The organism is Streptomyces sp. NPDC001781 (assembly GCF_053596035.1).
The window spans coordinates 1-12,450 of sequence record NZ_JBSFFI010000042.1 but is presented as its reverse complement, the minus strand read 5'-3'; the positions used below and the strand labels follow the sequence as shown (position 1 = coordinate 12,450).

Annotated in this window: 11 protein-coding genes; 6 read left to right on the top strand and 5 right to left on the bottom strand. The window is 73.6% G+C overall.

Features of this window, described 5'->3' with window-relative positions; translation table 11 throughout:
- The first annotated feature begins 112 nt into the window (after positions 1-112).
- The gene (locus tag ACWCV3_RS27010) at positions 113-1,087 is read left to right on the top strand and encodes an acyl-ACP desaturase (protein WP_451229326.1); all 975 of its coding nucleotides are present in this window, start codon (positions 113-115) and stop codon (positions 1,085-1,087) included.
- 31 nt (positions 1,088-1,118) lie between these two features.
- On the opposite strand, the gene ACWCV3_RS27005 is transcribed toward ACWCV3_RS27010, so the two are convergent.
- The gene (locus tag ACWCV3_RS27005; RefSeq protein ID WP_451229323.1) at positions 1,119-1,373 is read right to left on the bottom strand and encodes a WhiB family transcriptional regulator; all 255 of its coding nucleotides are present in this window, start codon (positions 1,371-1,373) and stop codon (positions 1,119-1,121) included.
- A gap of 192 nt (positions 1,374-1,565) precedes the next feature.
- Here ACWCV3_RS27005 and ACWCV3_RS27000 point away from each other — a divergent pair, with 192 nt between their 5' ends.
- Positions 1,566-2,357 carry a VOC family protein gene (locus ACWCV3_RS27000; RefSeq protein WP_451229320.1) on the top strand — a complete coding sequence of 264 codons (792 nt, stop codon included), beginning with the start codon at positions 1,566-1,568 and terminating at the stop codon, positions 2,355-2,357.
- A gap of 93 nt (positions 2,358-2,450) precedes the next feature.
- Here the strand turns inward: ACWCV3_RS27000 and ACWCV3_RS26995 are convergent, their stop codons facing one another.
- Entirely contained in the window at positions 2,451-3,458 is a 1,008-nt protein-coding gene (locus tag ACWCV3_RS26995) for a LacI family DNA-binding transcriptional regulator (protein ID WP_451229317.1), read from the bottom strand.
- Positions 3,459-3,520: 62 nt separating this feature from the next.
- Positions 3,521-4,543 carry a non-homologous end-joining DNA ligase gene (gene ligD / locus ACWCV3_RS26990; RefSeq protein WP_451229314.1) on the bottom strand — a complete coding sequence of 341 codons (1,023 nt, stop codon included), beginning with the start codon at positions 4,541-4,543 and terminating at the stop codon, positions 3,521-3,523.
- Between the two features lie 73 nt (positions 4,544-4,616).
- Here ligD and ACWCV3_RS26985 point away from each other — a divergent pair, with 73 nt between their 5' ends.
- A complete protein-coding gene (locus ACWCV3_RS26985; RefSeq protein ID WP_451229311.1) occupies positions 4,617-5,693 on the top strand; it encodes an ATP-dependent DNA ligase in 1,077 nt (358 codons plus the stop codon).
- Between the two features lie 7 nt (positions 5,694-5,700).
- Here the strand turns inward: ACWCV3_RS26985 and ACWCV3_RS26980 are convergent, their stop codons facing one another.
- On the bottom strand, positions 5,701-8,379 hold the full coding sequence (locus tag ACWCV3_RS26980) for an ATP-binding protein (protein ID WP_451229308.1): 2,679 nt from the start codon (positions 8,377-8,379) through the stop codon (positions 5,701-5,703).
- A gap of 296 nt (positions 8,380-8,675) precedes the next feature.
- Here ACWCV3_RS26980 and ACWCV3_RS26975 point away from each other — a divergent pair, with 296 nt between their 5' ends.
- Positions 8,676-9,605, top strand: coding sequence for a DUF2510 domain-containing protein (locus ACWCV3_RS26975; RefSeq protein WP_451229305.1), 930 nt, complete (start codon positions 8,676-8,678; stop codon positions 9,603-9,605).
- A 159-nt stretch (positions 9,606-9,764) separates the two neighbouring features.
- On the opposite strand, the gene ACWCV3_RS26970 is transcribed toward ACWCV3_RS26975, so the two are convergent.
- Complete coding sequence (locus tag ACWCV3_RS26970) at positions 9,765-10,394, bottom strand: TetR/AcrR family transcriptional regulator C-terminal ligand-binding domain-containing protein (protein ID WP_451229302.1); 630 nt, start codon at positions 10,392-10,394, stop codon at positions 9,765-9,767.
- 187 nt (positions 10,395-10,581) lie between these two features.
- Here ACWCV3_RS26970 and ACWCV3_RS26965 point away from each other — a divergent pair, with 187 nt between their 5' ends.
- Positions 10,582-11,382: a phosphatase PAP2 family protein gene (locus ACWCV3_RS26965; RefSeq protein ID WP_451229299.1), complete on the top strand. Its 801-nt coding sequence runs from the start codon at positions 10,582-10,584 to the stop codon at positions 11,380-11,382.
- Positions 11,379-12,347 carry a hypothetical protein gene (locus ACWCV3_RS26960; RefSeq protein ID WP_451229296.1) on the top strand — a complete coding sequence of 323 codons (969 nt, stop codon included), beginning with the start codon at positions 11,379-11,381 and terminating at the stop codon, positions 12,345-12,347. Before ACWCV3_RS26965 ends, ACWCV3_RS26960 begins: the two co-directional genes overlap by 4 nt.
- Positions 12,348-12,450 lie beyond the last annotated feature (103 nt).

The window sequence follows — 12,450 nt, the reverse complement described above, 5'->3', positions numbered from 1 at the left end:
CGTAACCTACGGACACGTAGGCTACGAAGCCGTAGGTTCGTGGCGTCGCCCTCTTGGGGGTGCCGTCACCGGATCTCCCTTTCTCTGCTCGGCCGTTTCTTGGAGTACCCCCGTGACGATCACCTCCCCTCACCTCGGCAGCCCGTCCGCCTGGACCGACGCGCGGCTGCTGTTCGCGCTGGAAGAAGTGGTCGAGAACGAGCTGAACCGGCATCTGAAGGTCGCCAAGGACTGGATGCCGCACGAGTACGTGCCGTGGAGCGACGGGCGCAACTTCCCCGGCCTCTTCGAGGACGGCGAGGCGTGGGGCAAGGACCAGTCCAAGGTGACCGAGATCGGCCGGATCGCGCTGGTCGTCAACCTGCTCACCGAGGACAACCTGCCGAGTTACCACCACGAGATCGCCTCCCTGTTCGGCCGGGACGGCGCCTGGGGCACCTGGGTGCACCGCTGGACCGCGGAGGAGGGCCGGCACGGCATCGTGATGCGGGACTACCTGCTCGCCTCGCGCGCGGTCGACCCGGACGCGCTGGAGCGGTTCCGGATGTCGCACATGAGCGAGGGCTTCGAGTCGGACAACCGGCACTCGATGCTGCACTCGGTCGCGTACGTCGCCTTCCAGGAGCTCGCCACCCGGATCTCGCACCGCAACACCGGCCACCAGTCGGGCGATCCGGCCTGCGACCGCATGCTGGCCCGCATCGCCACGGACGAGAACCTGCACATGGTCTTCTACCGGAACCTGCTGAAGGCCGCGTTCGAGATGGCGCCCGACCTGACCATGCAGGCGGTCCGTGACGTCGTGGTCGGCTTCCGCATGCCGGGTCACGGCATCCCCGGCTTCGAACGCGCGGCCGCGCAGATGGCCATCGGCGAGGTCTACAACCTCCGCATCCACCACGACGACGTGCTCCAGCCGGTGCTGCGCTTCCTGAAGGTCATGGAGATCGACGGCCTCGGCCCGGAGGGCCTGCGGGCGCAGGAGGAGCTGGGCGTGTTCATGGGCGGCCTGGACTCGGAGGCGGCCAAGTTCGACGAGCGCCTCGCGGCCCGCAAGGCGCGCATGGCGGCGCGGGCGGCAGGCTGAGACCGGGCCGCAGACCCGCACGGCCCGCTCCTCAGCGGGCCGTGCGCCGCAGGGCGAGCCGCTCGCGTTCGGAGAGGCCGCCCCAGACGCCGAAGCGCTCGTCGTGCGCGAGGGCGTGGTCGAGGCAGGCGGGGCGGATCTCGCACAGGGCGCAGATCCGTTTGGCCTCGCGCACCGAACTGCCGGGCTCGGGGAAGAAGAAGTCCGCCCCGGTCTGCGCACACAGGGCCTGGCCCTGCCAGGCGGAATCGGCCGGTGTGATCGTCGTGATCGTCTCGATGTGCATGGCCAGGATCGTGCCGGGTGCCGAAAAACGTTTGATCAACGCGGCGTCGGTCAAGCGTCGCGTGGGCCGTCCCGATGATCCTCCGGCCGGACACGCCCGCACACGGCGGCGCGCGGGGAGATCCTCCCCGCCCGGTGGAAGACTCGTCGGTGCCAAGGACGACACGGCCGACGGTCCCCGAGGAGGGCGCGCATGCTCACCACCCGTTTCCCCGACGGCGCTTCCAACTGGATCGACCTCGCTTCCCCCGATCTGGCGGCGAGCCTCGCCTTCTACGGTGGCCTCTTCGGCTGGCAGCCCGCCCCCGCCGGCCCGGAGACGGGCGGCTACACCCTCCTCCGGCTCGACGGCAGGACGGTCGCCGGGGCGATGGCGCTCGATCCGGAGCGTGGCCGGGCGGGCTGGACGGTGTACTTCCGCTGCGCGGACGCGCTCGGCACCGCCGAGGCCGCAGGGGAGGCGCACGGCACGGTGGTGTCGTGGCCGACGGAGTTGCCGGGGCTCGGGCGGGTGGCGGGTCTGAGGGACCGGGCCGGTGCCGCGTTCGGCGTCTGGCAGCCGGACCCGGTGGAGGGCCTGGGCGCGGCGACCGAGCCGGGCGCACTGTGCTGGGTCGAGCTGCACACCCCGGACGTGGCGGCGGCCGCCGCCTTCTACCACCGGGTGCTCGGCGTGGAGACCTCCGGCGTCGAGTTCCCCGGCGGCGTCTACACCTCGCTCTACCCCGGCGGCGCCGACGAGGACGCCATGTTCGGCGGCATCGTCCCCACCTTCGAGGACCCCGCCGGTACCGCCCCCTCCTGGCTGCCGTACTTCGGCGCTGAGGACACCGACGCCGTGGTGGCCCGCGCGGAGGAACTCGGCGGCTCGGTCCGCCTCCCGGCGACCAGCGTCCCCGAAGTGGGCCGCCTGGCCCGCCTCGCCGACCCGCACGGGTACGAGTTCGCCGTCATCAAGGGCGATCCGGCACAGGACGCTCACTGAGGGCTGTCCCGTAGTCCCCCGCTGGATCAGCGCGCGGCGGCGGATGCGGCACCTCGCCGCGTGGCCGGCCGTCCCGGGTACAGGGGACAGTTCTCAGGCGGACGCCCGGCGGACGAGGGTGGTCGGGAGGACGACGCCGCGGGTCTGGCCGCCGCTCAGGAGGAGGCGGGCCATGATGCGGCCCATCTCCTCTATGTCCTGGCGGACCGTGGTGAGCGGGGGGTCGGTCTGCTCGGCCACCGGGGCCATGTCGTCGAAGCCGATCACCGCGACGTCCTCGGGGACGCGGCGCCCCTCGGCGCGCAGGACGCGGAGCGCGCCGAGAGCGGTGAGGTCGTTGGCGGCGAAGACGGCGTCGACGTCGGGCCGGCGGGCGAGGAGTTCGCGCATCGCCTGTTCGCCGCCGGCCGGGGTGAAGTCGCTCTCCACGACCAGCTCGGGGTGGGCGTTCCCCATCACGTCGCGGTAGCCGTCCAGCCGGTCGACGGCGGAGGTCTGGTCCAGGGCGCCCGTGATGTGCGCGATCCGGGTCCGGCCGAGGCCGACGAGGTGCCGTACCGCGTCGCGGGCGCCGCCCCGGTTGTCGCTGTCGACGTACACCGCGCCGCCGCTGTCTCCTGCGTCCCAGTCGGGGCGGCCGCCGAAGACCGTGCGGACGCCCGCGTCACGGATCAGTCCGGGCAGCGGGTCGTCGAGGTGGAGGGAGAAGACCAGGGCGCCGTCGACGTGGCCGCCGGAGAGGTAGCGGGCGACGCGGGCGTGGTCGTCACGGCCCTCGGTGAGCAGCAGGACCAACTGGTTGTCGTGCGCCGTGAGTTCCTTGCTGATGCCGCGCAACTGGGCGGCGAAGAAGGGGTCAGCGAAGACGCGGGTGCCGGGTTCCGCGATGACGACCGCGACGGCGTCGTGCCGCTTGGTGACCAGGCTGCGGGCGGCCTGGTTGGGTACGTAGCCGAGTTCCTCGACCGCCTGGCGCACGCGGGTGGCGAGGGAGTCCCGCACGCCGTCGCCGCCGTTGACGACCCGCGAGACGGTGGCGCGGGACACCCCGGCCCGCGCGGCCACTGCCTCCAGCGTGGGACGCGACACTGCCTCGGTCACTTGGTGCTCCTCATCGGCGGCTGTGATCAGGATAGCCGCGGGGCCCGGCACCCCCGGGGGGCTCAGGAGGATGCCTGGTCCTTTCGGGCCCGGCTGGGCTGCACCCGTTTGGGCTCGCCGGGCATCTTCGGGTACTCCGGCGGATACGGCAGGTCGCCCAGCCCGTGCTCGGCCTCGTCCCGGCGGGCCAGGTCCAGCAGGGCGTCGAGGGAGTGGCGGTGGTCGTCCATGCCGGCGTGCACGTCACCCAGTTCGGCGAACCGGCGCGGCATGGTGACGATGTCGAAGTCACGCGGCCGGGCGTCGGCGACCTCGTCCCAGCGGAGCGGCGCGGAGACGGTGGCGCCGGGCAGCGGCCGGAGGGAGTAGGCGGAGGCGATGGTGCGGTCGCGCGCGGTCTGGTTGTAGTCCAGGAAGATGCGCTCGCCGCGTTCCTCCTTCCACCACCTCACCGTCACATGGTCCGGCATCCGGCGGGCCAGCTCCCGGCCGGCGGCGATGGCCGCGCGCCGCACCTGGGTGAAGGTCCAGCGCGGCTCGATGGGCACGAAGACGTGCAGACCGCGCCCGCCGGAGGTCTTCGGCCAGCCGCGCAGACCACCGAACTCCTCCAGGATGGAACGGAGTTCGAAGGCGGCGCGGACCGCGTCCTCGTAGCCGGTGCCGGGCTGCGGGTCGAGGTCGAGGCGCAGTTCGTCGGGATGGTCGACGTCGTCGCGGCGGACCGGCCAGGGGTGGAAGGTGAGCGTGCCGTACTGGGCGGCCCACACCGCGGCCGCCTCCTCGGTGGGGCACATCTCGTCGGCGCTGCGCCCGCTGGGGAAGGTGATGTGAGCGGTGGGGATCCAGGACGGCATGTTCTTCGGCGCGCGTTTCTGGTAGAACCACTCTCCGTCAAGGCCCTCCGGGTAGCGCTGGAGGGTGGTGGGGCGGTCGCGCAGGGCGCGCAGCAGGCCGGGGCCGACCGCCGCGTAGTACTGGGCGATGTCGAGCTTGGTGTAGCCGTGCGCGGGGAAGAACACCCGCTCCGGGTGGGTCAGCCGTACGGTCCGGCCGCCCACCTGAAGTTCCACCGCATCGCCCATGCGGCCACCGTAGGCGTACCCCGCGCGGCCCGCACACCGGGCGGTGGCGGGTGGGGGCGCGCAGAATCGGCGTATGGACCTGCCGGTGATGCCGCCCGTGAAGCCGATGCTCGCCAAGGCGGTCGCGAAGATCCCGCCCGGCATGCACTACGAGGCGAAGTGGGACGGCTTTCGGGCGATCGTGTTCCGCGACGGTGACGAGGTGGAGCTGGGCAGCCGCACGGGCAAGCCGCTGACCAGGTACTTCCCCGAGCTGGTGGCCGCCCTGAAGGAGCGGCTGCCGCCGCGGTGCGTGGTGGACGGGGAGATCGTGATCGCGCGGGACGGCCATCTGGACTTCGACGCGCTGACCGAGCGCATCCATCCGGCGGACTCACGGGTGCGGACGCTGGCCGAGCGGACCCCGGCGTCCTTCGTCGCCTTCGACCTGCTGGCGCTGGACGACCACGCCCTGCTGGACGTTCCGCTCACCGGCCGGCGGGCGCTGCTGGACCGGGCGCTGGCCGGGGTGACGGCGCCGGTGCATCTGGCGCCCGCGACGACGGACGCGGACGAGGCGCGCCGCTGGTTCGAACAGTACGAGGGCGCCGGTCTGGACGGGGTGGTCGCCAAGCCGCTGACGGTGCCGTACCTCCAGGACGAGCGGGCCGTGTTCAAGGTCAAGCACGAGCGGACGGCGGACGTGGTGGTCGCCGGGTACCGCCTGCACAAGAGCGGCCCGGTGGTGGGATCTCTGCTGCTAGGGCTGTACGACGACGAGGGCGCGCTCCAGCACGTCGGCGTGGCCGCCGCCTTCACGATGAAGCGGCGCGCGGAGCTGGTGGAGGAACTCGAGCCGCTGCGGATGGCGGACGTGGGCGCGCATCCTTGGGCGCGCTGGGCGGAGGAGGCGGCGCACGAGACGGCGCGGCTGCCGGGGGCGCCGAGCCGCTGGTCGGGCAGGAAGGACCTGTCCTGGGTGCCGCTGCGGCCGGAGAAGGTCGCGGAGGTGGCGTACGACCACATGGAGAACGGCCGCCGCTTCCGGCACACCGCCCGCTTCCGGCGCTGGCGTCCGGACCGCACCCCCGAGAGCTGTGTGTTCGCCCAGTTGGAGGAGCCGGTGCGCTACGACCTGGCGGAGATCCTGGGCGGTACGCCGGGGGCGTGAGCCGGTTTCAGCCGCGGAGGTGCTCCAGCGCTCCGCTCGCGCGGGCCGCGAGCCCGTCGGCGCCGCACGCCCGCGCCAGGTCGAGGCCGCGGGTGAGTTCGGCGCGGGAGCCGGCGAGGATGCCGTGCTCGACGCGGGCGGCGGCGTGCTCGTACTGGCAGGGTGACGCCTCCAGGTAGGCGACGGCCTTGGCGGCGAGGCGTTCGGCGCGCGGGCCGGTCTCCAGGGCGGCGGCGCAGCGCAGGGCCTCTCCTATGGCGGTGTCGGTGCCGAACCGCTCGGCCTGGCGGCGGGCGTCGGTGAGGAGCGCGCGGGCCCGTTCCGGGTCGTGCGGGGCGAGGGCGCGGATCAGGTCGACGGCCCAGGGCGCGAGCACCGGGTTGTGACCGCCTCGGGAGGCCGCGGCCTTCTCGGCGGCCTCGAGTTCGTTGATGCCCTCCTCGGTACGGCCGACGGCGAGCAGCAGCCGCCCGCGTACGGAGCGGATGTCGGGCAGCACGATGGTGGACGGGTAGGGCGGGGCGAAGCCGTACTGCTCGGCGACGTTCCACGCCTGGGCGACATGGCCGCGGGCGAGCAGGGTGTCGACCAGGCCGCAGGTCGCCGACCAGTACAGCGGCAGGCCCCGGCCGACCCGCTCGGCCAGCCGGAGCGCCTCGCGCAGCGCGCCCTCGGCGTCCTGGAGCTTGCCCTGCCTGCGGTAGGCGAGGCCGAGGTAGGCGTTGGCCAGGGAGAGGTGGCCGCCGTGCCAGCCGGCACGGGTGTAGGCCCGCAGGGCCTCGGAGAACAGGCTCTCGGCGCGGTCGAGCCGGTCCGTGTGGGCATAGGCGCTGCCGAGCATCATCAGCAGCTCGACTCCCCACTCGTCGTCGGTCCAGCCGAGGCCTGGTGCCAGACGGCCGTTGACCAGGGCGCGGTCGCACAGCTCGACCACCTCCTCGGCGTTCTCGCCGTGGGTCATGGCGTCGAAGCCGCGCAGGATCAGCAGGGCGCGCTCGGAGTTGTCGCGTCCGGCGCAGGTGGCGGCGAGTTCGGCAAGGCGCCGGGAGCGTTCCGGGGAGACGGTCTCACCGTGCACGGCCTCCCAGGTGAACTGCACGGCCTGGAGCCGCATCCGCACCGGGCCGGGCTCGTGCCGGTCGGCCTCGGCCTCCACGGTACGGACGGCCTCCTCCAGCTGGTCGTTGTGCAGCAGGGCCTGGGAGAGCCGGATGGAGGCGTCCACGCGCTGGGCGCCGTCGAGCCCGGGAGCGGCGAGGGCGTCACGCAGGTGCTCGATGGTGAGCGCGGGCGCCGACAGGAGTCTGGCGCGGCCGAGTTCGTACAGCACTTGGGCCCGCACATCGGGCAACGGGGGTTCTGTCAGGGCGCGTTCGAGACAGGCGCAGGCGGCGTCCGGAGCACCGACGGCGAGGTGTTCGCGGGCGGCCTCGCGCAGTTGCTCGACCAGGAGCTCGTCACCCTCGGGGTGCACCTTGAGGAGGTGGCGGGCGGCCTCGGCGGCGCTGCGGCCGGTCTCGGTGACGATGTTCGCCGCGATGCCGTGCATGGCGGTGCGCATGGCGTCCGTGATGGAGTCGTAGACGGCGGAGGCGATCAGGGGATGCACGAACTCCACCGCGATGTGCTGCGGTTGGGGCGTGCCCGGATCGGGGACGACCTCGGCGAGGATGCGGGCGCCGCAGAGCAGCTCGGCGCAGTGCGCGGCGGTGCCGGCGTCCATGTTGGCGAGCCGGGCGACGAGGCCGACCGGGCTGCCGGTGCCGAGGATGGCGGCCGCCCAGGCGAACTTGGTGGGCTCGACGCCGAGTTCCTGGAGCCGGCTGACGAGTCCGCCGCCGCGCGCGGAGCGGTTGAGGTCGCGCAGTTCGGCGGCGCGCTCCTCGCTGGGCTGGAGTTCGCGGTCGCGGACCTTGGCGAGGAGTTCGACGGTGTCGTAGGCGTTGCCGCCGGTGACGGCCCACACCTCGCGGCAGAACGGGTCGTCGGCCTGCGGGCCGACGGTGGCGCGGGTGAGCCCGGCGGTGGCCTCCGGGGTGAGCGCGCTGAGGTTGCTGACCGGCCGGCCCGCGGCGGCGATGTCGTCCAGCAGGCGGGCGCTCTCGCCGTGGGCCTCGCCGGGGCGGCGGGCGACCACCACGAGCACGGGCAGGTCGGCCAGGCGCTGGGCGAAGGCGGAGAGCCAGCGCAGCGTCTCCAGGTCGGCCCAGTGGGCGTCGTCGATCAGGAGGACCAGCGGATAGGTGCGGTTGGCGAGGCGGCTGACCGCGTACACGAGTCCGTCGCACACGTAGCTCGGATCGGGACTGCCCTCGCCGGGCTCCACGATGCCGAGGGCCGGGCCGGAGATGTCGTACCAGGAGGCGAGGTAGTCGCGGGCCTCGTCGGGCGTGAGGGTGGCGAGCGCGGGCTGGAGGAGCTGGCGCAGGACGTGGAACGGGACGGACTCGAGGGTCTCGCCCGCGCGGGCCGACCAGACCACGCAGCCGCGGCGTTCGGCGATGCGGCGTATCTCGGCGAGCAGGGCGGTCTTGCCGAGGCCGGCCTCGCCGCGGAAGAGGAGGAGGCTGCCTGCGGACGTTTGGTCGGCGCACAGCAGCTCGATCGCCTCGGTGACGGTGGCGATCTCCGCTTCCCGCTCCCACAGGTAGCCCGAGGCGACCGCCTGTGGCCGCTCCTCCGTCATCCCGTTACCTCCGCAGGTAGTCCGAACGGCGTACGAAGAACGAGCGTAGCCGCCCGAACGGGCCATTGGCGCCCGCTCCGAGCAGGTGTTGCCCGGCCGGGTGAGCCGGGTTCCGGCCCGGCTGACGAAACCCCCGCCCGACCGGCCGGTTTGTCCCCTTGTGCACGTCAACTCTGTTCACCGGCGCACTTATTGACCGGGATTCGGATAAACCTGTGAACCGGTACGGGACTTCGGGGCATCTCGTGGACGGGTGCTCTCATCCGGCTTTCACCGACTCCTCATACGGTATGCCCATGACGCAGGTGACTCCTCCCGGCTGGTATCCCGACCCCGGACAGACGCACGACGCTCCGCCCACCGAGCGCTGGTGGGACGGCGACACATGGACGGCTCAGGTCCGTCCGGCCGGGGCGGCCCAGGCCGGCCCCCCTCCCGCCCACCCCCCGTACGCCTACGGCGGGTACCCCGCGCAGCCCCCGGCCGGGAACCGGCGCGGACTGCGCACCGGCATAGCCGTCGCGGCGGCGGCCGCGGTGCTGGCGTGCGTCGGGGTCGGCGTGTACGCGCTGGCGAAGGACCCCGGCGGCGACCGCGCCGACTCGCGTCCCCGGCAGGGACAGGACCGCCGCCAGGAGGGGCCGGGCGATCCGAGCGGATCGCCCTCCCCGGGCCGGTCCGCCGCACCCGAGGTGCGCGGCGGGGGCACGCTGCCGGACCCGGTCAACGGAATCAGCATGCCGGTGCCCGAGGGCTGGACCGGCCAGGCGTTCGCCATCGGCGCGCAGGTGACCTCGGACAAGGCCTACAAGTGCCCCGGCGACACCTCCAAGAACTGCACGGCGGGCGGCGCCTACTCGGCCCCGGCCCGCGCGCTGGGCACCCGCGGCGAGACGGCCGAGGCGGTCGCCAGGGCCGACGTCGCGGCCAACGCCGAGGAGTCGTACGGCGGGAAGTCCTACGGCGGCATCACCTCGCACCAGGTGCTGGCGTCGCGGGCGGTGACGGTGGCCGGGCAGAAGGGCTACCTGGTGCGCTGGAAGGCGGTGACCAGAAAGGGCGCCGACGGGTACGTGGAGTCGGCCGCCTTCCCCTCGCCCGCCGATCCCGGCCGCATGCTGGTGGTGCGCTTCGGTCTGGACGTGGGCCAGTCCACGGGGGTGATGGACGAGATCCTCGAGGGGATCGAGGTGTCGTCCGGCGGGGGGAACGGCCAGGACGTCTGAGGTCCGGCCCGGGAAGAAGTCCGGGCCGGGCGGACTCCCCCTCCGCTCAAGGGGAACCCCGCCCGGCCTGGGCGTGCGCCGCCCCCGTCCCCACGGTGCGGCGCGTCCAGGTCACCGTTCAGTCATCCCGTGAACGGCGGCCTGGGGTCTCGTAGCGGCCTACGCGGCCGGTTTCCTCGGCAGACCGAGCGCGGGAAGCACGACGGCCTCCACGAACCCGGCCAGATAGTCGGCGTCGGCATACTGCCCGCACAGCACGGGGCGTACGCGCAGGACGCCGAACATCATCGCCGGCACGTACTCCAGCGCGGGGTGGCCCGCCGGGACCTCGCCCCGCGCCACGCCCCGCTCCAGCATCTCCTGGAGCGCGGCGATCTCCGGGTGGACCAGCGCCTCGCGCAGCGCCTCGGCCAGCTCCCGGTCGTCGGTGACGGCGTGCCCCAGGGACTGCAGCAGCCGGGTGTCCTTGCCCGACCAGTCCCCCACGGCCCGCGCGGCCTGCCGCAGGTCCTCGGTGAGCGAGCCGGTGTCGATGCCCGCGAAGCGCACCTTGCGGCTGGCGCGCAGCGCGGCGGCGACGAACTGCGGCTTGGTCTTCCACTGCCGGTAGAGCGTGGACTTGCTGCACCTGGTGCTGGCGGCGACGCCCTCCATGGTGACGGACTCGTAGCCGCAGTGGCGGATCTGGTCGAGCACGGCGTCGAAGAACTCCTGCTCGCGCTCGGGCGTGAGCTTGGAGCGGCGCGAGGCGACGACCGTCTCCGGTTCGTCCGCGGCTTGCGACGTCATACCTGGCTTCCCCTCACTCGTCCCCGGCGTACGTTGCCCGATCCCAGTGTGTCGCACTGTACCGATACGCCAGTGTACCGGTACTCGACCGTATCGGTACACTGGCGTATCGGTACGCAAACGTATCGCTGAGTTCGGAAGCCGTCCGGACCCAGCACGCACCACCGTCAGTGAAGGGGGCCGGGGGATGAACGCCCGATCCGAGCCCGCCGGAACGGAACCGGACTCAACAGTCCGGCCACCGCTTCTGCGGGAGTTCCTGCTCGTCGCGGGACTCTTCTTGGTCTACAAGTTCGGTCGGCGGCTCGCCGACGGCCACACCTCGGACGCCTTCCGCGACGCCCACCGGGTCTGGCACCTGGAGCGCGCCGTCCATCTGCCCGCCGAGACGGACGTCCAGTCGGCGCTGCTGCACGGCGACGCCCTGGTCCACGCGGCGAACGCCTACTACGCCACCGTGCACTTCCCGGCCACCGTCGCCTTCCTGGTCTGGCTGTATCTGCGCCGCCCCGCCCACTACCTCTGGGCCCGCCGGGTCCTGGCGCTCGTGACCAGCGCGGCGCTGGTGCTGACGTTCACCTTCCCGCTGGCCCCGCCCAGGATGCTCAGCGGCACCGGCCTGCTGGACACGGCCCGGATATACGGCCCCTCGGTGTACGGGCCGCCCGCCCGCGACCACCTCTCCAACCAGTTCGCCGCGATGCCCTCACTGCACTTCGGCTGGGCGCTGATGGTGGCCGTCGGACTGATCGCCGCGACCCGGTCCCGCCTGCGCTGGCTGTGGCTGCTGCATCCGCTGGTGACCCTGGCGGTGATCGTGGGCACGGCGAACCACTACTGGCTGGACTCGATCGTGGCGACGACCCTGCTGGTCACGGCACTGGCCCTGATCCCCTTCCCGCACCGCGCGGCGGGACCCGGGAACGCGGGCACCGCCCGGCCACGGCTCCTCCCGCAGGACACCGCGCTCGCGGGACCGGCCCGATGAGCGGCGCGCTGCTGGTGGCCGTCGGCCTGTCCCTGGTATCCGCGGTCGCCTACGCCTCGGCGGCCGTGGCGCAGGAGAGGCTCGCCTCCCGGAACCTGAACGCGGGCCTGCTGCGGATGCTCAGCACCGGCGCCTGGTGGTCGGCGGTCGGCCTGAACGCGGGTGCCGCCCTGCTGCACGTCGTCGCCCTGCGGTACGGCCCGCTCACCGTGGTCCAGCCGCTCGGCGCCCTCACCCTGGTCGCGGCGGTGCCGCTCGGCGCACGGGCGGCCGGACGCCGGGTCACCGCCCTGGAGTGGCGGGGTACGGCGCTGACGCTGCTCGGGCTGGGCGCGCTGCTGACGGCGGCCTCCGGCCCGGCACCCGAGCGGGTGCTGAGCCTGCCCTCGGCGCTGGCGGTGGCCGCCACGACCGTCGCCGTGATCGGTACGCTGAGCCGTCCCGGCACCCGGCCGGGCCTCCGGCACGCGGCCGCGTCCGGATTCGCCTCAGGCGTGGCCTCCGCCCTCACCCAGACCGCCACGGTGGCGGCCACCGAGGGCACCGGCCCGGCGCTGAGCCCGCTGGTGATCGTGGTCGCGGTGCTGGTGGCCGCGTTCGCGACCGGCGGCCTGCTGCTCTCGCAGACGGCCTACCGGGGCGGCCTCGGCGCTCCGCTCGCGGTGGTCACCCTGGCCAACCCGCTGGCCGCCTCGGTCATCGGCCTGACCCTGCTCGGCCAGGGCCTGAACGGCGGTGCCGTCGGCATCATGCTGGCCCTCGCCGGGGCGGGCCTGGCGGCCTGGGGCGTGGTCCTGCTGACCCGGGCGAACCCGGCCATCGCGCCCGTACCCGCGCCTGCTCCAGGACCGGACGACGACGAGCACCCGGTGGCGGCGGTACTGGCCCTGGAGCCGGGCACGGCGACACGGGAGCCGAGGCTGACCCGGCGGAGGTCGAGGCCACGACGGCCGGCACGGCTGTAGACGGCGGGAGGGGCGGGGGGGGGGGGGGGCGCGGCGCCCCGCCGCCCCCCCCGACCCTCCCCGCCGCCGGGCGCGCCCGCCCCCGCGGGTCGGCCCCGCCCGC